The 17,823-nt window shown below is 69.7% G+C and carries 16 protein-coding genes; 11 read left to right on the top strand and 5 right to left on the bottom strand.

What is annotated here, in order from left to right; all coding sequences use genetic code 11:
• The first annotated feature begins 181 nt into the window (after positions 1-181).
• The 3 genes from ACZ63D_RS23100 to ACZ63D_RS23090 all read left to right on the top strand — a co-directional run bounded on the left by ACZ63D_RS23100 (position 182) and on the right by ACZ63D_RS23090 (position 2,697).
• The gene (locus ACZ63D_RS23100) at positions 182-1,018 is read left to right on the top strand and encodes an alpha/beta hydrolase (RefSeq protein ID WP_465356412.1); all 837 of its coding nucleotides are present in this window, start codon (positions 182-184) and stop codon (positions 1,016-1,018) included.
• 35 nt (positions 1,019-1,053) lie between these two features.
• Positions 1,054-1,980 carry a LysR substrate-binding domain-containing protein gene (locus ACZ63D_RS23095; protein ID WP_465356411.1) on the top strand — a complete coding sequence of 309 codons (927 nt, stop codon included), beginning with the start codon at positions 1,054-1,056 and terminating at the stop codon, positions 1,978-1,980.
• A 72-nt stretch (positions 1,981-2,052) separates the two neighbouring features.
• The gene (locus ACZ63D_RS23090) at positions 2,053-2,697 is read left to right on the top strand and encodes a cysteine hydrolase family protein (RefSeq protein WP_465356410.1); all 645 of its coding nucleotides are present in this window, start codon (positions 2,053-2,055) and stop codon (positions 2,695-2,697) included.
• A gap of 59 nt (positions 2,698-2,756) precedes the next feature.
• Here ACZ63D_RS23090 and ACZ63D_RS23085 read toward each other — a convergent pair whose 3' ends face one another.
• Complete coding sequence (locus ACZ63D_RS23085) at positions 2,757-3,926, bottom strand: FAD-dependent monooxygenase (protein ID WP_465356409.1); 1,170 nt, start codon at positions 3,924-3,926, stop codon at positions 2,757-2,759.
• Positions 3,927-3,998: 72 nt separating this feature from the next.
• Here ACZ63D_RS23085 and ACZ63D_RS23080 point away from each other — a divergent pair, with 72 nt between their 5' ends.
• Positions 3,999-4,571 (top strand): TetR/AcrR family transcriptional regulator, encoded by a 573-nt coding sequence (locus ACZ63D_RS23080; RefSeq protein WP_465356408.1) that lies wholly within the window; start codon positions 3,999-4,001, stop codon positions 4,569-4,571.
• A 32-nt stretch (positions 4,572-4,603) separates the two neighbouring features.
• Positions 4,604-6,130, top strand: coding sequence for a ScoMcrA-related endonuclease (locus ACZ63D_RS23075; protein WP_465356407.1), 1,527 nt, complete (start codon positions 4,604-4,606; stop codon positions 6,128-6,130).
• Here ACZ63D_RS23075 and ACZ63D_RS23070 read toward each other — a convergent pair whose 3' ends face one another.
• Together ACZ63D_RS23070 and ACZ63D_RS23065 are read right to left on the bottom strand one after the other, a co-directional pair.
• Complete coding sequence (locus ACZ63D_RS23070; RefSeq protein ID WP_465356406.1) at positions 6,131-6,808, bottom strand: phosphonatase-like hydrolase; 678 nt, start codon at positions 6,806-6,808, stop codon at positions 6,131-6,133.
• Positions 6,805-7,785: a phosphotransacetylase gene (locus ACZ63D_RS23065; protein WP_465356405.1), complete on the bottom strand. Its 981-nt coding sequence runs from the start codon at positions 7,783-7,785 to the stop codon at positions 6,805-6,807. Before ACZ63D_RS23065 ends, ACZ63D_RS23070 begins: the two co-directional genes overlap by 4 nt.
• A 203-nt stretch (positions 7,786-7,988) precedes the next feature.
• Here ACZ63D_RS23065 and ald point away from each other — a divergent pair, with 203 nt between their 5' ends.
• The 6 genes from ald to ACZ63D_RS23035 all read left to right on the top strand — a co-directional run bounded on the left by ald (position 7,989) and on the right by ACZ63D_RS23035 (position 15,204).
• A complete protein-coding gene (gene ald / locus ACZ63D_RS23060; RefSeq protein WP_465356404.1) occupies positions 7,989-9,104 on the top strand; it encodes an alanine dehydrogenase in 1,116 nt (371 codons plus the stop codon).
• A 96-nt stretch (positions 9,105-9,200) separates the two neighbouring features.
• Positions 9,201-10,664 carry a MocR-like pyridoxine biosynthesis transcription factor PdxR gene (pdxR, locus tag ACZ63D_RS23055; protein WP_465356403.1) on the top strand — a complete coding sequence of 488 codons (1,464 nt, stop codon included), beginning with the start codon at positions 9,201-9,203 and terminating at the stop codon, positions 10,662-10,664.
• A 134-nt stretch (positions 10,665-10,798) separates the two neighbouring features.
• Positions 10,799-11,698 (top strand): SDR family NAD(P)-dependent oxidoreductase, encoded by a 900-nt coding sequence (locus ACZ63D_RS23050; protein ID WP_465356402.1) that lies wholly within the window; start codon positions 10,799-10,801, stop codon positions 11,696-11,698.
• Between the two features lie 175 nt (positions 11,699-11,873).
• The gene (locus tag ACZ63D_RS23045) at positions 11,874-13,538 is read left to right on the top strand and encodes an amidohydrolase (protein WP_465356401.1); all 1,665 of its coding nucleotides are present in this window, start codon (positions 11,874-11,876) and stop codon (positions 13,536-13,538) included.
• Positions 13,535-13,774, top strand: coding sequence for a DUF3311 domain-containing protein (locus tag ACZ63D_RS23040; protein WP_465356400.1), 240 nt, complete (start codon positions 13,535-13,537; stop codon positions 13,772-13,774). Before ACZ63D_RS23045 ends, ACZ63D_RS23040 begins: the two co-directional genes overlap by 4 nt.
• Positions 13,768-15,204 carry a sodium:solute symporter family protein gene (locus tag ACZ63D_RS23035; RefSeq protein ID WP_465356399.1) on the top strand — a complete coding sequence of 479 codons (1,437 nt, stop codon included), beginning with the start codon at positions 13,768-13,770 and terminating at the stop codon, positions 15,202-15,204. Before ACZ63D_RS23040 ends, ACZ63D_RS23035 begins: the two co-directional genes overlap by 7 nt.
• Here the strand turns inward: ACZ63D_RS23035 and ACZ63D_RS23030 are convergent.
• Entirely contained in the window at positions 15,201-16,880 is a 1,680-nt protein-coding gene (locus ACZ63D_RS23030) for a cobaltochelatase CobT-related protein (RefSeq protein ID WP_465356398.1), read from the bottom strand. The genes ACZ63D_RS23035 and ACZ63D_RS23030 overlap by 4 nt on opposite strands.
• Positions 16,877-17,821: an AAA family ATPase gene (locus ACZ63D_RS23025; RefSeq protein WP_465356397.1), complete on the bottom strand. Its 945-nt coding sequence runs from the start codon at positions 17,819-17,821 to the stop codon at positions 16,877-16,879. The genes ACZ63D_RS23030 and ACZ63D_RS23025 overlap by 4 nt, the downstream gene beginning before the upstream one ends.
• Positions 17,822-17,823 lie beyond the last annotated feature (2 nt).

Here is a 17,823-nt window from a genome sequence, read left to right as displayed (position 1 = left end):
CCGTAGGGACCCCAGGAATGCCTGGCCAATGCTCTTTGCCGCCGCCTCCATGCCCGCCCGGGCATGCCTCGTCGCCATGCCTGCACCGGCATGGCTTTCGCCGAAATGAGCATTGGCCAGGCATGACCGCCGCTGCCCAAGATGAAGCACTCCAGCCGTCCGCGCAGGAAGGAAGGCCGCCGTGAGCCGTCCGGACATCGATCGGGACTACAGCGCGCAAGCCACTGTCACCAAGGCCGAATTCGACGCCGTGATGGCTCGCTACCGCTCCGCCTCCGAAGCCGCCACCGCCGGTCTGGACGGCGTTCGCGGCCTCGCCTTCGACCCGCTCAGCGACGAGCGGCTCGACATCTGGGGCACCTCCCCCGGACAGTCGCGACCCGTCGTCCTCGCCATCCACGGCGGTTACTGGCGGATGCTCTCGCGCCACGACACCGCTTTCATGGCAAGGGTTCTGGCCGACGCCGGAATCGCCACCGTGGTGCCCGACTACACGCTCGCTCCCGCGGCGCCGCTGGAAGAGATCGTGTGCCAGGTCCGCGCCGCGGTCGCCTGGGTGCACCGCCACGGCGCCGAGCACGGCCTCGACCCGGACCGCATCCACGTCGTCGGCAGCTCGGCCGGCGGCCACCTGGCGGCCATGACCGCTGTGGCCGGATGGCAATGCGAAGCCGGGCTGCCCGAGGACGTCGTCAAAGGCGCGATGACGATCAGCGGGCTCTTCGACCTCCGCCCGCTGGTCGACTCGTTCGCCAACACCTGGCTGGCTCTCGACTCCGCTCGCGCCGAAGCCCTCAGCCCGATCTTGGCACCGACGGGCACCGCGCCGTTCCACGTCGCGGTCGCCGAGCACGAAGCGGCCGGATTCCACCGGCAGAGCAAGGCATTCCACGCCCACTGGCCCGCCGCGCGCACGTGGACCGTCGTGCCCGGCCGGAACCACTTCGACGTCTTCCTCGACCTGGCCGACCCGGGTTCCGCGCTCAGCCGCGCCCTGGTCCGGCTCGCCCTCTCGTGACGCCGGAACCCGATCCGGACAGTAATGTCGCCGGAATGGAGATGCCCCGCCTGCTCGACGGCCGCCTCAAGCTCAGGCACCTCGTGCTGGTGGACACCCTCACCGAACAGGGCAGCGTCGTCGGCGCGGCGGCGGCTCTGCACGTCACGCAGCCGGTCGTCACGCGCGGCCTGCACGACCTCGAAGCCATCCTCGGCGTCCCGCTCTACGAACGCGGCCCGCGCGGAATCACGCCGACCGAGTTCGGGACCGCGTTCACCGAGCACGCCCGCGCCGTGCTCGCCCAGCTGACCCACGCCGCGCGGCACGTCGTGGAGATCGCCGACGCGACGCGCGGCCGGGTCGTCGCGGGCATCCACCTCGCGGGCTCGAACCTCCTGCTGCCGAGGGCCATCGCGCACCTCAAAGAGGACCACCCGCTGGTGACGGTCGTCGTCCGGGAAGGCACGCCGGAGTCGCTGCTCGTGGAGCTGACCGCGGGCCGGGTGGACGTGATCGTCGGCAGGCTGAGCGGCCCCGGCACGGAAGGCACCCGGCGGCAAGCGCTGTACCAGGAGTCGATCCGCGTCGTCGCAGGCGCGCACCATCCGCTGGCCGCACGCGAGAGCGTCTCCCTGGAGGATCTGGCGGATTTCCCGTGGATCGTCCCCGGCACCGAAACGACGCTGCGCCAAGAACTCGAAAGCCTCTTCGCCCAGCACGGCCTCGACCTGCCCGCCAACCGCGTCGAGGCGACGTCGTTCCTCACCGTCCGGCAGCTGCTCACCGAAACCGCCATGGTCGCCGCGCTGCCCGGGCTGCTCGGCATGGACGACCCGCGGCTGGTCACGCTGCCGACGCCGCTGGAGAACATCGGGCACAGCGTCGGCCTGACCCTCGCCGCCGGACGCAGGCTGAACCCGGCCACCCAGGCGCTGATCGAGTCCCTGCACACCGTCGCCGCGCAGATCGAAGACGCCTGAGAATCTCTGTCGTTTTCTTGACGACCGGCGTCAAACCGTGATACCTCAGGAGCCTCCGCGGAGGGAGCTTCCATGGGTTACCGCTTGTCCACCGTCGATCCGGCCCGCACCGCACTGGTCGCCATCGATCTGCAGCACGACTTCCTGGCCCCGGGCGCGCCGCTGGAATCCCCGGCCGGACGCGCCATGATCCCCGTCCTCAACGACACCATCCGGTTCTGCCGCACCGCGGGCATTCCGGTTTTCTTCACCGCGCACGTCCACCGCCCGGACGGCTCCGACATGGGCCGGTTCGCCGACCTGTACCCGCCGATCGCGCAAGGCCAGGCGCTCATCGAAGGAACCCCCGGCGCCGCTCTGTATTCCGAAGTGGACCGCCGCCCGGACGAGCCGCTGATCCTCAAGCACCGCTACAGCGCCTTCTACGGCACGGACTTCGAGATGCAACTCCGCGGCCGCGGCATCGACACCCTGATCGCCACCGGCGTGACGACCGAGGACTGCGTCCACGCCACCATCCGCGACGCGATGTTCCGCGACTTCCGCGCCGCCGTGCTCTCCGACGCGTGCGCCACCTACGACCACCCCGACCTCGGCCACGGCGCGATGTCCGCGGCCGAGGTCCACGCGGCGACGCTGGTAGTACTCGCCCAGTCCACCGCGGACGTGATGACGAGCGCCGAGTTCAAGGCCCTCGCGGAGAAGGGCCCCGCTTAACCGCGCCGGGTTGGCGCATGCGGCGGGTCGAGTGCGCCAACCCGGTGCGACTCAAGCCCTCACCGACAAGCCCTCGCCAACGCGTCATGCGAGTGGATCCACTCCAGCGTCTCCCCGATCCGCCCCAACGCGGCGTCCCGAGCCTCGGCCGCCGGGCCGTCCGGCACGTGCAGCAGCGCGTTCGCCACCCACGAACTCCGCTGAACCGCGCGAGTCCGCGGCCGCCGCAGCCGCTCGTACCGGGCCAGCGCCTCCTCGCGCGAATCCCGCGCCAAGCACTCGGCGAGCGTCACCGCGTCCTCGATCGTCTGATTGGCCCCCTGCCCGTGATGCGGCAGCATCGCGTGCGCCGCGTCGCCGAGCAGCACCACCCCGCCGCGATGCCAGCGGTTCAGCGGATACTGCCCGAACAGTCCCCACCGCTGATACAACGTCGTCGCGCCGACCATCTCGCGCACCGCCGGATGCCAGCCCTCGAAAGCCGCGCCGATCCGCTCCCGGGGGATGTCCTCCGTCCACGACTCCCCCGCCCAAGCGTCCGGTTCGTCCAGCACCGCAAGGAAATTCACCACCGACCCGTCGCCGATCGGGTAATGCAGCAGATGCCCGCCCGGCCCCATCCAGAACTGGATCGCGCCCGGGTCCGGCAACGACGGCAACCGCTCCACCGGCACCAGCCCGCGAAACCCGCTCGCCCCCGAATACCGGGCGAGCGGCGCGTCGTCCACCCACTTCCGCACAGTCGAATGCACCCCGTCCGCACCCACCACCACATCCGCGGTTTCGCTTGCCCCGTCAGCGAATTCCAGCCGATACCCCGACCCCTCCGCGACCACCCCGGTCACCCTCCGGCCAAGATGGACCTTGCCGCACGCGCCAGCCAGGATCCGCTGCAACTCCGCCCGATGCACCCCGAAAAACGGCCCAGCGAACCGTTTCTCGTAGGCGTCCCCGATCGGATAAGCCACCACCCGGCGCCCGTCGCGCCAATGCCGGTAGACCAGCTCCGCCGGCACCGCCGAACACGCGGCGAGCTCGTCCCGCAACCCGAGCCGCGCCAGCACCCGGGACCCGTTGGCGGACAACGCCACCGCCGCCCCGACCTCCCGCAATTCGGCCGACCGCTCGTACACCTCCGCCCCGATCCCGCGCTCCCGCAACGCGAGCGCGAGCGTCAGCCCGCCGATCCCGCCGCCGACGATCCCCACCGAGAGTGCCTTGCCCGCCATCAGCCCTCCTCGCCCGTGTACCGATCGGTACAGGAATGGACGGTACGGCGTACCGATCGGTACAGTCAAGGGGTGGATTCCGGGACCGGCCGCCGCGCCGAGCTGCTGCAGCAAGCCGTGGGCTACCTCGCGACGCACGGCCTCGCGGACCTGTCGCTCGCCCCGATGGGCGAAGCGCTGGGGACGAGCAAGCGCATGCTGCTGTACTACTTCGGCAGCCGCGAAAACCTGATCACCGAAGCGATCGCCGCGAGCCGCCCGGACGTCACCGAACTCTTCCACTCCGTGCACGACGAGAAATCCCTCGCCGCAGCCGCGCACGCCCTGTGGGAAGCCATCACCCGAGGCCGCCAGCAACGGCCGATCCACATCCTGTTCCAGGTGCTGGCTTTGGCCCCGACCCAGCCCGAGCGATACCTGGAGGTCGCGCGCGAAGCGATCACCGCGATGGTGGACCCGCTGGTGCCGGTGTACCGGAAACTGGGCTACGCCGAACCCGAAGCAGCCGCCCGGGCCAGCCTGCTGATCTCAGGTCTGCGAGGACTGTGCCTGGACCGGATCGTGACCGGGGACGAGGAGAGGGTGGAGATCGCGGCTCGGGCGTTGATCGCTGCCGCGGTGGCGCCGCCTGCGCCGCAAACGTGAAAGGCTTTGTCTGCATCGGATAGCCTTGCCCGGTGAGCATCTCGGACTTGACCCCGGCAGTGGTCCGTGCGGCGATGGTGGAGCACGAAGATTACGGAGCAGAGGCTTTCTGCGCCCACTACGGCTTCGATTTGTGGTGCGAGTACGCAGTCGTCGATCGCGAGAAACAGTACGGAATCCAAGCCTTGGCCGCGGCCGCGCACGCCTTCTTGCCCGGGCTCCAACCGCTCACGCCGGCCGAGGTCGCCGATCTCGGCGCAGTGAAGGAGCAGCTCACGAAGCTCGGCTTCACCGTGCGAGCCCGCCAGCTGCCGGATTGGTCACGGGACGAGCTGCTCCTGGCTTGCGCCCTCCTGTTCGAGAACAACCGGAAGGCAGCGAGGGCCACCGACCGACGGGTGCGCGAACTGTCCCACCTGCTGCGATCCGCGGTCGCTCCAGGCGAGTACGGCGACAAGTTCCGTTCGGTCAACAGCGTCCAGCGCAAGCTGTACGACCTGCAAACCCGGCTGCGGGAGTACACCAAAGTGCGGACCCGAGGCAGCAAACTGGACGACCAAGTGCTGCAGGAGTTCGAAGACGCGCCAGACGCGATGCTGGCCGAAGCGGAAAAGGTCCGCGACCGGATGGACCGCGGGGCATGGGCCTTGTTCTCCGCGAAGGGCAAGCGCAAGTACGACGGCAACGGCGGTTATCCCGACGTGCTCGGCAAGCAGTACGTCTACGACAACCTCGTCTCCAACTCGCGGCAACTCCGCGTCGGAGACCTCGTCGTGCTCTGGGACACCGAGCGGGTCCACGGGATCAGCCGGATCGAGCACATCGACAGCAAGTCTGACGTGCCCAAGCCGAAACGAGTCTGCCCGAACTGCGGCCGAAGCTATTTCGAGCCGCGCGAATCCCTGCGCCCTCGATACCGGTGTCGGCACAAAAACTGCAACCACCAGTTCGATGAGCCGCGCGAGGAGACGAGGTCGGTTACTCAGTTCGTCGCCTTCTACGGCAGCGGTTACCGCCCGGTCGACGGAAAGATTTCTCGCGAGCAGGTGCTCGAGCGACTGCGCGACGACGCCAAGCAGAACGCGATTCGCCGCCTCGACCACGCCGCGATGCTGGCGCTGCTCGACGAGTCGCCTGTCTCTGCGCCACGCCGCGATGCCCGCCAGCGGAAAACCCCCGCCGGCGGACATCGCAAAGTGGAGGCGAAGGTTCGCATCGGCCAACGCGAGTTCCGGAAAAACCTGCTCGACCAGCACGGCGCGCGATGCGCGATCACCGGTCCGTGCCCCGAGGCGACACTCGAAGCGGCCCACCTGATTTCGTTCGCCGAGAACGAGTCGCACGAGGACGGCCTGCTCCTGCGCGCCGACGTGCACAAACTGTTCGACCGAGGCCTGCTCGCCATCCATCCGGACACGTTCTGCGTCGAGATCGCCCCCGCGCTGGCCGGCGACGGCTACTACCCGACCTTCGAAGGCGTGGCGATCCCTGAAGGTCTGGATCGCGCTGTGGTCCGGGACCTGTATCTCACAGTCACCGCGAAGTGGAAAGAAGAGTAGCTAGCGCTCAAGCACCGCAGGCAACTCCCCCACCGACCCCAGCACATGCGTAGCCCCATGCGCCCGCAACGTCGCCTCGTCATGCGCCCCGGTCAACACCCCCGCCGCCACCGACGCTCCAGCACGCCGCCCAGTCAGCATGTCGAACCCGGTATCCCCCGCCACCGCGACCGCCCGCACGTCAGTGATTCCCAACCGCAGCACCGCGGTCAGCACCATGTCCGGGAACGGACGCCCTCGCCCGCCGGCGTCCGCCGGGCACACCACCAAATCCGCCAGATCCGTCCAGCCGAGTCGCCGCAGCAGCGCGTCCCGCGTCCTGGCCGAGAACCCCGTGCTCAGGCACACCCGCCGCCCCTGCGCGCGCAGCTTTTCGATCGCTTCCTCCGCACCGGGAAGCGGCGCGGCGACCTCAATCGCCTGCGAAGCAAACGCAGTCTCGAAAACCCGGTTAGCCTTCTCCGCCACCCCGTCCTCGGGAAACAACGCCCGGAAGACCTCGATCTTCGACTGCCCCATGGTGTCGCGGACGTAGGCGTCCACGTCCTCCCGCTCCGGAGAGTCCTCAGGTACCCCCGCCGCCGCCAGCGCCGCTGAGAAAGCAGCCTCCACCGCACCGTCGTCGCGGACCGTCGTGCCCGCCATGTCCAGCACGACCAGTTCCACGCCTCGCGTCATCGGGCTTTCTCCATTTCCAGCGCGGTCACCGCGCCGATCAGGGCCATCGTCTCGATGTCCGCCGCGCTGCAGCCGCGCGACAGGTCGTGCAGCGGTGCCGCGACGCCTTGCAGGATCGGCCCGAGCGCGGTCGCTCCCCCGAGGCGTTCGGCGATCTTGTAAGCGATGTTCCCCGCGTCGAGATTGGGGAACACCAGCACATTCGCCCGCCCCGCGACAGTCGACCGCGGTGCCTTGGCCACTCCGACGGCATCCACCACAGCGGCGTCGAATTGCAGTTCGCCGTCCACAGCCACGCCAGGAAGCCGTTCCCGCACCAGGGAAGTCGCCTGACGCACTTTGTCCACTGCGGAATGCTTGGCGCTTCCTTGCGTGCTGAAAGACAGCATCGCCACCACCGGCTCGGTCCCGGTCAGCGCACGGTGCGTAGCCGCCGCACCGACGGCGATGTCGGCCAAAGCCTCCGCGTCCGGCTCAGGAACCACCGCGCAGTCGGCGAAAGTCAGCGATCGCCCGTCCTGCAACAACATCAGAAAACAACTGCTCAAGGTCCGTACGCCAGGCGCGAGACCGACGATCCGCAAACCGGCCCGAAGGACATCGGACGTCGGCCGGGTCGCACCAGCCAGGCACGCGTCCACCCGCCCCAGCGCGAGGAGAGCAGCGGAGAGCGCGACGGGATCGTCGCGGACCGTCTCCATCCGGTCGGGGAACGCCGTGGCCAGCCGCGCGAGGACAGCGTCGTCGGCCGAGAGGGCACCGGTGTCCAGGAACGGCGGCACCGCCAAGCCCAGCTCCGCCGCGGCAGCAGCGATCTCTCCCGAACGACCGACCAGCAGCGGCTCGACCTCGCCGCGCTCGGCCAGGCGCGCAGCAGCGGTGACGGCGCGCGGATCGGCGCCGTCGGCCAGTGCGATCCGCGGCCGGGCGTCGCCGACGCGGTCCCGCCAGGTTTCGGCCAGAGGGGCCATGGTCATCTCGCAAACTCCCTCGCGGACGGCAGTGCTCCCCGTGAGGATGGCGAGCACTGGTCCCAGAGGACAGAGCCAGAACCGTCCCCGATGACGGGTCCAGAACACCTCGCGGCTGGACCCGTCGACCGAGCGGTTTCTGGCACTTTCGCGGTGGCCAGTCCTCCCGCACTCTCGGTCGCACCACACACGGCAGATGGGAGCAGGCGATGAAGATCGGTGTGCCTCGCGAGGTCAAGAACCACGAATACCGGGTGGCGGCGACGCCGGCCGGGGTCCACGAGTTCACCTCGGCCGGCCACGAGGTCTTCGTGGAACGCGGCGCGGGCGAAGGCTCGTCCATCCGCGACGAGGACTACGCCGCGGCCGGGGCGAAGCTGCTCGACCACGCGGACGACGTCTGGGGCACCGCGGACCTGGTGCTGAAGGTCAAGGAGCCGGTCGCCGAGGAATACCACCGGCTGCGTGCGGACCAGCTGCTGTTCACCTACCTGCACCTCGCCGCGAGCGAACCGTGCACCAAGGCCCTGCTCGACGCGGGCACGACGGCGGTCGCCTACGAAACGGTCCAGCTGCCGAACGGCTCCCTTCCGCTGCTGTTCCCGATGAGCGAGGTGGCCGGACGGCTGGCCCCGCAGGTCGGCGCGCAAACGCTGATGCGCGTCAACGGCGGGCGCGGCGTGCTGATCGGCGGCGTCTCCGGGGTTCCGCCGGCCCGCGTGGTCGTGCTCGGCGCGGGCGTCGCCGGGATGAACGCGGTCGCCGTCGCGGCCGGGACCTGGGGCGACGTGGTGCTGTTCGACAAGAACGTGGACAAGCTGCGCGCCGCCGACCGGATGTACCAGGGCCGGATCCGCACCGCCGCGGCGAACTCGTACGCGATCGAGCAGGCGGTGCTGGAGGCCGACCTGGTGATCGGCGCGGTGCTCGTCCCCGGAGCCAAGGCGCCGAGCCTGGTGTCCAACGAAACGGTCTCGCGGATGAAACCGGGCAGCGTGCTCGTGGACATCTCGATCGACCAGGGCGGCTGCTTCGAGGACTCGCGCCCGACGACGCACGCCGACCCGACCTTCCGGGTGCACGAGTCGGTGTTCTACTGCGTGGCCAACATGCCGGGCGCGGTGCCGCACACCTCCACGCACGCGCTCACCAACGTCACGCTCCCCTACGCGCTGGAGATCGCGAACAAGGGCCTGCGGACCGCGGTGCGGGACACGCCCGAACTGCGCGGCGGCGTGAACACGGTGGCCGGGGCGCTGACCTACGAGCCCGTCGCCCGCGCGCACGGCCTGTCCTTCACCGACGTCGCCGACGCACTCGCCTGAGGCCGGCCGGCGCAGCGCGGCGGGGTGGGAAATCCGGCCGCCGCGAGTTACGTTTCAGCCCACCCCGCTGCACGCCGGCCGCTTGGGAGAGCGCACTTGCCCCGCACCTTGATCGAGATCGACCGCTCGTCGGACGAACCGCTGTACCGGCAGGTCCGGCGGGCGATCGAGCACGGGATCGCCATCGGCACGTTCGACCCGGCCCGCCGGCTGCCCAGCTCGCGCGAACTGGCCGTCGAACTGGGCGTTTCCCGCAACACGATCAACCTCGCCTACCAGGAGCTGGTCGCCGAGGGCTACGTGGAAAGCCGCGAGCGCAGCGGATTGTTCGTCAACGGCGAGATGCGCCCGCACTGCGCGGTCGAGGCTCGGGACACCGAATCGCGGATCGACTGGTCCGCGCGGGTTCGCCGGTTCCCGGACGCCGGCGTAGCGCACATCGAGAAGCGCACCGACTGGGCGAGCTATCCCTACCCGTTCCTCGCCGGGCAGGTCGACATCACCGCGTTCCCGGCCCGTTCGTGGACGCGTTGCCTCCGCGACGCGCTCTACCGGCCGCACGTGTTCCACAGCCTGCAGGACAGCGTCGGCTCCGACGATCCGATGCTGGTCGAGATGGTCTGCCGCCAGCTGCTGACCACCCGCGGCATCGAAGCCGATCCGGACGAAGTGCTGATCACCGTCGGCTCGCAGCAGGGCCTCGACCTGCTCGGCCGCGTGCTGCTCGGCCCGGACCAGGTCGTGGCCATCGAGAACCCCGGCTACCTCGACGCGCGGCACATCTTCCTCCGCACCGGCGCCCGCGTGACCGGGATCGACGTCGACTCCCGCGGCCTGCGACCGCCCGAATCGCTCGACGGCGTCGACCTGCTTTACCTCACCCCGAGCCATCAGCACCCGACCAACGCGACCCTCAGCATCGGACGGCGCCGCCAGCTGCTCGCGCAAGCCGCGGCGTCCGGCACGGTGGTGGTCGAAGACGACTACGACAGCGAATTCCGCTACCAGGGCAGCCCCACCCCGGCGTTGAAGGCCCTCGACAACACCGGCGACGCCGTCTACCTCGGCACCTTCTCCAAATTCCTCTCCCCCGGCCTCCGCCTCGGCTATCTGGTCGGCCCGCGCGAGCTGGTCCGCGCGCTGCGCGAAGCCCGCCGGTACGTCCTGCGCCACCCGCCGGGCCAGTTGCAGCGGGCGCTGGCGTTGCTCATCGAAAGCGGCGAGTACCACCGTTCGCTGCGCCGCTACCGCACGAAACTGATGCGCAAGTGGACCGCCACCTCCGCCGCGGTCGCCGAACACCTGCCGTGGGAGCAGGGCCCGTACCCGCCCGGGGGCGTCAGCCTGTGGATGACCGGACCGTCCGAACTGGACTGCCGGGTCCTGGTGGAGCGCGCGGAGGAACTCGGCATCCTCATCGAACCCGGCGACATCTTCTTCCTCGGCGACGACCCGCCGCGCAACCACTTCCGCATCGGCTTCTCCGCCACCCCGCCGTCGGCGATCGAACCGGGAATCCGGCTGCTCGGCGACGTCTGCCGCGAGCTGCTCGGCAGCTGACCGGCGCCGGGGAGCGCCCGCCGCGAATCCGTTGCTTGACAACTGCCTAAAATATATAACATATTTTGCGCAACGAGGGACGCCGTCGGCAGCCGATCCGAAGGGGGCCTCGAAGACGACGAGGAGAACCCGAGATGCTGCGTTTCGACGGCAAAGTGGCGCTGGTGACCGGCGGCGGACGCGGCTTGGGCCGTTCGCACGCCTTGCTCCTCGCCGCGCGGGGCGCCTCGGTGCTCGTCAACGACCTGGGCGGCGACCCGACCGGCTCCGGCTCCAGCCCGCGCCCGGCCGACGAGGTCGTCGCCGAGATCAAGGCCGCGGGCGGAACCGCCGCGGCGAACCACGACGACGTCGCCGCCAATGCCGAAGCCGTGGTGCAGGCCGCGCTCGACGCGTTCGGGAAGCTCGACATCGTCGTGAACAACGCTGGCATCAACGTGCCCGCCCCCATCGGCTCGCCCGGAGCCGTCGACCAGATCCGGCGCCAGATGGAGGTCAACTTCTTCGGCACCGCCGCGATCGCCGCCGCCGCGTGGCCGCACCTGGTCGCCAGCGGGTCCGGCCGCATCGTCAACACCTCGTCGCCGACCATCGTCGGCTGGGAAGGCCAGACTCCTTACGTCACCTCCAAGGCCGCGGTCTTCGGGTTCACCCGGTGCCTCGCCCTGGAAGGCAAGGAGGCGGGGATCCGGGTGAACGCGATCGCGCCGACGGCCTACACCCGGCTGGCCGAGGAAGCCGACCTCCCCGACTCGCTCAAGGAGACGCTGAAAGAAAAGATGCCGCCGTCGATGGCTTCGCAGCTGGTCGCCTATTTCGCCCACGAAGACTGCGCGGTGACCGGCGAGACCTTCTTGACCCAAGGCGGGCACATGCAGCGCATCGCGCTCACGATGAACGAGGGCTACACCAACCCGGACACGACCCCGGAGGACATCGCCGAGCATCTCGCCGCGATCGTCGACGACGCGACCAGCAAGCCGCTCGGCATCGTGGGCAGCGAAGGCGAGGTCTCGCTGCTCGACATCGTCTAGCGCGCCCGCGTCGCGAACTTCGCCGGAGTCCCGCACCACGATTACCGGCGCACCGGCCCTCTGCCCGCCCGGCACCGCACTGGACCCACGCGCGCGTCGCTTTCTGGACCTGTTCGCGAACCAGCTCCCCCGGCACTGTCGTGGGGTCAGGACACGTGGACAAGGAGGTCCCATCGTGGGCGAACCCGCCGCATCCGCTCGTCCGGCCCCCGACCTGGTGGTGCTCGGGGGCACGGTGCTGACCCTGGACCGAGGCGGGACGCGGGCGTCCGCGCTCGCCGCGAGCGACGGCCGGATCACCGCGGTCGGCGGCGACCGCGCGATAGCCGCACTCGCCGGTCCCGAAACGACAGTGCTCGACCTGGCCGGGCGCACCGTCCTGCCGGGTTTCGTGGAGTCGCACAACCATCCGTCGTTCTTCGGCATGGCGCTGGCCGCCCCGGTCGACGCGGGCAGCCCGCCCAACGACCGGATCAGCGACATCGCCGACCGCGTCCGGCAGGCGGCGCGCGATTTCGGGCCCGGCGAATGGATCAAGGGTTTCCGTTACGACGACACGCTTCTCGCCGACAACCGGCACCCCACCCGGCACGATCTCGACCCGGCTTCGCCGCACAACCCGGTCCTGCTCACCCATGTCACCGGCCACTTCTCGGTAGCGAATTCCGCCGCGCTGCGAGCCGTCGGCATCACCGCGGCCACGCCTGACCCGCCCGGCGGGGCCATCGCCCGCGACGAACGCGGCGAACCGACCGGCCTCCTGATCGAAACCGCGGCGTTCCTGGTCAACTCCGCGATGCCGTCACAAGGCCCTGAGGAACTCGCCGAAGCACTCCAGCTGGCTGACGCGGAGTACCTGCGAAACGGCGTCACTTCGGTGCACGACACCGGAATCGGACTGATCGGCGGCGAGCAGGAACTCGCCGCGTACCGGATGCTGACCCGCGCCGGGAAACTGCGCATCCGCATCCACGGCTACCTCTTCCACACCCTCCTGCCCGGCCTCGCCGAAGGCGCCCCGGAACCACCGGACAAGTCGGATCCGCACGGCTTCACCATGAACGGCGTCAAAATCGTCGCCGACGGCTCGATCCAGGGCCGCACCGGCTGCCTGGCCGAGGGCTACACCTGCGACCCCGGCGAACACGGCATGATGCTGCTCCAACCGGACGACCTGTCCCGCCGCATCGCCGCGCTCGACGCCGCGGGCTGGCAGGTGGCCGTGCACGGCAACGGCGACGCCGCGATCGACGCCATCATCGACGGCTACGCCCGCCTGGGCGCGCCCGAAGGCACCGGCCGCCGCCACCGCATCGAACACTGCCAGACCGCCCGCGAGGACCAGCTCGACCGGATGGCCGAAAACGGCATCGCGGCGTCGTTCTTCATCAAGCACGTCTACTACTGGGGCGACCGGCACCGGGACGTTTTCCTCGGCCCGGAACGAGCCCGCCGGATCAGCCCGCTCGCGTCCGCGCGTTCCCGCGGAATCCACTTCGGACTCCATTCCGACACCCCGGTCACGCCAGTGCCGCCGCTGGAAGGCATCTGGTGCGCCGTCGCCCGGCAAACCAGCAGCGGCCAGCTGCTCGGCCCGGAACAGGCCATCGACGTCGAAGCCGCCCTGCGCGGGTACACGATCGACGCGGCTTATCTGGCGGGCGAGGAAACCGTCAAGGGCAGTCTCGAAGTCGGCAAGCTCGCGGACCTCATCGTGCTGTCCGAGGATCCGACCACAGTGGACCCGAGCCGGATCCGGGACCTGACCGTCGACGCCACGGTGATCGGCGGACAGCTGGTCTGGCAACGCGATCCCGTGGCGGCCGGAGGCGTCCGATGATCCGCAGCTGGCCGAGCCTGTGCATCGGGCTGGGCATCCCCGCGATCGCGATCCTCGGCGGAATCCCGCTGGTGGCGGGCTCGGCGGCGACCGTCGCCGGGTTCCCGCTGGTGTTCTTCTGGATGTTCCTCTGCTTTCCGCTGACCACCCTGTGCCTGTGGATCAGCTGGCGGTTCTTCGACCGCCAGCACTATCCGGCCGACCAGCCCGCCGAGAAGGAGGACCAGCCGTGCTGATTCTCATCGTCGCGGTCGTGATGGGACTGTCGATCCTGCTGGCGCTGTGGGCGGGCCGTTCGTCGCGCGGCGGCGGGATCTCCGAATTCCTGGTCGGCGGCCGCTCGTTCCCGCCGTGGCTGCTGTACTTCCTGGCGGTCGGCGAGGTGTACAGCATCGGCACGATGATCGGCTTCCCGAGCGGGATCTACGCCCACGGCGCGAGCTACGGAATCTGGTTCCTCGGCTATATCCTGCTCGCCTATTCGCTGGGCTATTTCCTCGCCCCGCTGGTCTGGCGCGCGGCGCGCAAACACGACGCGATGACCGTCCCGGACGTCTTCGGCCGCCACTACGGCAGCCGGACGCTCGAACTGATCACGTGCGTCACGATGCTGATCGCGCTGGTTCCGTGGGGCCAGTACCAGTTCATCGGCCTGCAAGTCGTGCTGAGCAACCTCGGGCTGACCCTGACGCCCGTGCAGTGCGTCGTGCTGGCCGGGATCATCGCGTTCGCCTACATCGCCGTGTCCGGCATTCGCTCCCCCGCGTTCGTGTCGATCCTCAAGGACGCGTTCATGCTGCTCGGCGTGGTGCTCGTCGGCCTGGCCGCGGTGCTGGCGGCCGGCGGGACGTCCGGGGTGACCGGTCCGGAGGCGCTGGCCAGGGCGCAAACCACCATGGGCGGCCAGGACCTGTGGTTCGCGATGACCACGATCCTGTTCCAGAGCGTGGTGTTCTACCTCGGCTTCGGCGGCGCGTACGTCTTCCCGGCGCGTTCCGAGCGCGCGGTGAAGAGCTCGACGGTGTGGATGCCGTTGTACATGCTGATCTACCCGTTCCTCGTCTTCGCTTCCTACTACGGGCTGAAACACCACCCGGGCCTCAAGAATCCGAACACCGTCTTCATGGTGACCGCGAAAGGCCTTCTGCCAGAACCGGTTCTGGGTCTCGTGGCCGCCGGTGCCGCGTTGTCCGGCGTGCTGGTGCTGTCCGCGACCGCGCTGGCGATCGGCGGCATGGTCAGCCGCAACCTCGCGCCGAACGTCCGTCCGGCGGCACAACGGCGCTGGACAGTCGTGGCAGTGGCGGTCTTCCTGGTGCTTGCCGCGGTGCTGACGTTGACCGCCTCGACGCTCATGCTCACCGTGCTGAACCTGACCTACAACCTGCTCGCCCAGGTCGTGCCGGGCTGGCTCGCGATCCTGTTCGCCCGCCGGGTCCGCACGGCCGCGATCGCGACCGGCATGGTGGTCGGGGTGGTGACCGCGGTCGTCCTCTACGCCACCGGCGTGACGCTCGGCGGCCTCAACACCGGATTGGTGTCGATGGGCGTGAACCTGGTCATCGTGTTCGGCTGGAGCCTGCTCGCCCCGGGCAAGCGGCGCTCTCCGATCGCCTTGGAGCGCACCGAAACCCCCGCTCCGCTCGCCGCGCAGCCGACTGGCTAGCGGCGGGCGATCAGGTCGAGGATCTCGCGGAAGGCACGGAATCCCGTGCCTTCCGCGGCGTCCAGGGCCAAGCTGCGGCGGTAATACGCGCTGAGGTCGAGCCCGACCCCGATCCCGTACACCTCCGTGCCGCTCCGGTCCAGCCCGTCAGCCACCCGCACCAGATGGCGATCGAGGTAGCGCTCCTCATTGGCCAGCACCGTCGCGCCGTCCATCGGGCTTCCGTCCGACAGCACGAAAACCAGCCGCCGCCGGACGTCGCACGCCTGCGCCCGTTCCGCGGCCCAGGCCAGCGCTTCACCGTCGATGCCTTCGCGGAACAGATCAGCCTTGAGCAGCGCCGCGACATCCCGCCGGGCGCGCCGCCACGGTGTCGCAGCGTCCTTGAACACCAGATGCCGACGCTCATTGAGCCGTCCCGGGTGTTTCGGCCGCCCGGCGCGCATCCAGTCCCGCCGAGCCCGGCCGCCGTGCCAGGCACCCGTGGTGAAGCCGAGAATCTCGCAGCTCGCACCGGCGAGATCGAGCGCGCGAGCGAAGAGATCGACCAGCACCGCAACGGTTTCCCGGTGTGCCTTCATCGATCCCGAGCAGTCGAGCAGGAAGGTGACCAGCACGTCCGCGACCGGTTCGGTCCGCTCGACCCGGAACACCCGATGGTCCGAGAGCTTCGCGATCAACCGCGCGAGCGCCCGGCCGTCGATCTGGCCTTCCTCCTGAGCGCCGTCCCATCCGGACCGCTCCGGCTCGGCCAGCACCGCCGTGAGTTCGCGCGCGAGCCGAGCCACGTTGACGCCCTGCTTCGCCACCCGCGCGTCGAGCCGTTCCCGCAACTCGCGCAGCAATTCCGGCCGCACCAACGGTCCCGCTCGATCTTCGCGGTCGTAAGCGGTGGTGAACACCCGGTACTCCCCGGCAGGCACCGGTCCTTTGTGGTCGCCGAGACCCGCGGTACCGCCTTCCTCGCTGCCGGTTTCGTCGTCGAAATCCAGCAGCAAGGCATACGCCGCAGTCTCTTTCTCGTCCTCGGAGTCTTCGGCCTTCTCCGGCTCCAGCAGCGCGGCGACCGCCTCGGCCAACGCTCGCGCGTGTTCGGCGAACGCGGCTTGGTCAGTCCGGTTCCGCCGGAGCCCGGCCAGCTGCGCCCCGATCATCGGCGCGATCGCCGCCCGGGTCGCCTCGATCAGGTCCTCGGTCTCTTCCACGACCGGCTCGCCAGTGATCCGCGCCCGTGCGACCTGCGCGACGGTGTAGATCAGCACGCCCCGCGCCGTCTCGGTCAGTCCACTGTAGTGCGCCGAGAGCGACCAGCGCTCGAACCGCCGCCGCAGATTCGCTGTGACGCCGGGAAAACCGGCCGGTACCAACGTTTCCACCCGGAACTGCTCCAGCAGCTCGAACAGCAGCCGCTCGACGCCGCCGTCCGGCCGCGACCGCCGGTGCAGCTCCCGATCGGACCGGCTCAGGTGCAACGCCATCCCGTCCGCCGCGCCGCGGAACGACCGCACGTCCTCGTCCTCGGCGCGCAAATGCGGCGCGGGCATCGGCACCGCACGGGGGCCGAGATGCAGGCGTCCGCCGCGGAAATGCGCGTCCGGCGACCCGCTGACCGCCCGGATCGCCGCGGCGGACAGCTCCTCGACCTGCTGGCGGTACCGGGTCTCGGGCGTGCTCACGCCGCAGCCAGCTCCAGGTCGAAGCAGCGCTGGAAATACTCGGCGACGACCGGCCGTTCGGCCTCGTCGCATTTGTTCAGGAAGGTCAACCGGAACGCGAGCGCCGGGTCGCCGAAGATCTCGCAGTTCTCCGCCCAGGTGATGACCGTGCGCGGCGACATCAGCGCGGACAGGTCGCCGGCCCGGAACCCCTCGCGGGTCAGCCCGGCCACCGCCACCATCGCCTCGGCGGACTGCCCGGACAGCCGCGGCACGCGCGCCCGCACGATCGCGGCTTCTTCTTCCGGCGGAAGGTAATCCAGCGCCGCGACGATGTTCCACCGGTCGATCTGCGCGTGGTTGAGCCGCTGCACGCCGTGGTAGAGCCCGTTGAGATTGCCCAGCCCGACGGTGTTGGCGGTGGCAAACAACCGGAATCCCGGATGCGGCCGCAGCACGGTGTTGCTGTCGACCAGCGTGAATTTCCCGTCCCGTTCGAGCAGCCGCTGGATGACGAACATTACGTCCGGCCGTCCCGCGTCGTACTCGTCGAGGATCAGCGCCGTCGGCCGCCGCAGCGACCACGGCAGGATGCCCTCGCGGAATTCGGTGACCTGTTTGCCTTCGCGCAGCACCACCGCGTCCTTGCCGACGAGGTCGAGCCTGCTGAGATGCCCGTCGAGGTTCACCCGCAGGCACGGCCAGTTCAGCCGCGCCGCGACCTGTTCGACGTGGGTGGACTTGCCGGTGCCGTGCAAGCCCTGCACGAGCACACGCCGGTTGTGCGCGAACCCGGCCAGCAACGCCAGCGTCACGTCCGGGTTGAACCGGTACGCCGGATCGAGGTCGGGCACGTGCTCGTCCGGTTCGGAGAAGCACGGCACGACCAGATTCGAATCGATGCCGAACGCTTCGCGCACCGCGATCCGGGCGTCGGGACCGTTGCCGCACAACGGGTTCATCA

It is taken from the genome of Amycolatopsis sp. NPDC104775 (assembly GCF_055583325.1).
Note: the sequence above shows the minus strand (reverse complement) of the source record. Positions and strands in the feature narration are given on the sequence as shown.

Excerpts from the sequence above, each read along its gene's own strand:
- ACZ63D_RS23050 (WP_465356402.1), top strand. The coding sequence starts at position 10,799 with ATGCTGCGTTTCGACGGCAAAGTGGCGCTGGTGACCGGCGGCGGACGC.
- ald (WP_465356404.1), top strand. The coding sequence starts at position 7,989 with ATGAAGATCGGTGTGCCTCGCGAGGTCAAGAACCACGAATACCGGGTG.
- ACZ63D_RS23090 (WP_465356410.1), top strand. The coding sequence starts at position 2,053 with ATGGGTTACCGCTTGTCCACCGTCGATCCGGCCCGCACCGCACTGGTC.
- ACZ63D_RS23095 (WP_465356411.1), top strand. The coding sequence starts at position 1,054 with ATGGAGATGCCCCGCCTGCTCGACGGCCGCCTCAAGCTCAGGCACCTC.
- ACZ63D_RS23085 (WP_465356409.1), bottom strand. The coding sequence starts at position 3,926 with ATGGCGGGCAAGGCACTCTCGGTGGGGATCGTCGGCGGCGGGATCGGC.
- ACZ63D_RS23040 (WP_465356400.1), top strand. The coding sequence starts at position 13,535 with ATGATCCGCAGCTGGCCGAGCCTGTGCATCGGGCTGGGCATCCCCGCG.
- ACZ63D_RS23025 (WP_465356397.1), bottom strand. The coding sequence starts at position 17,821 with ATGAACCCGTTGTGCGGCAACGGTCCCGACGCCCGGATCGCGGTGCGC.
- ACZ63D_RS23070 (WP_465356406.1), bottom strand. The coding sequence starts at position 6,808 with ATGACGCGAGGCGTGGAACTGGTCGTGCTGGACATGGCGGGCACGACG.
- ACZ63D_RS23065 (WP_465356405.1), bottom strand. The coding sequence starts at position 7,785 with ATGACCATGGCCCCTCTGGCCGAAACCTGGCGGGACCGCGTCGGCGAC.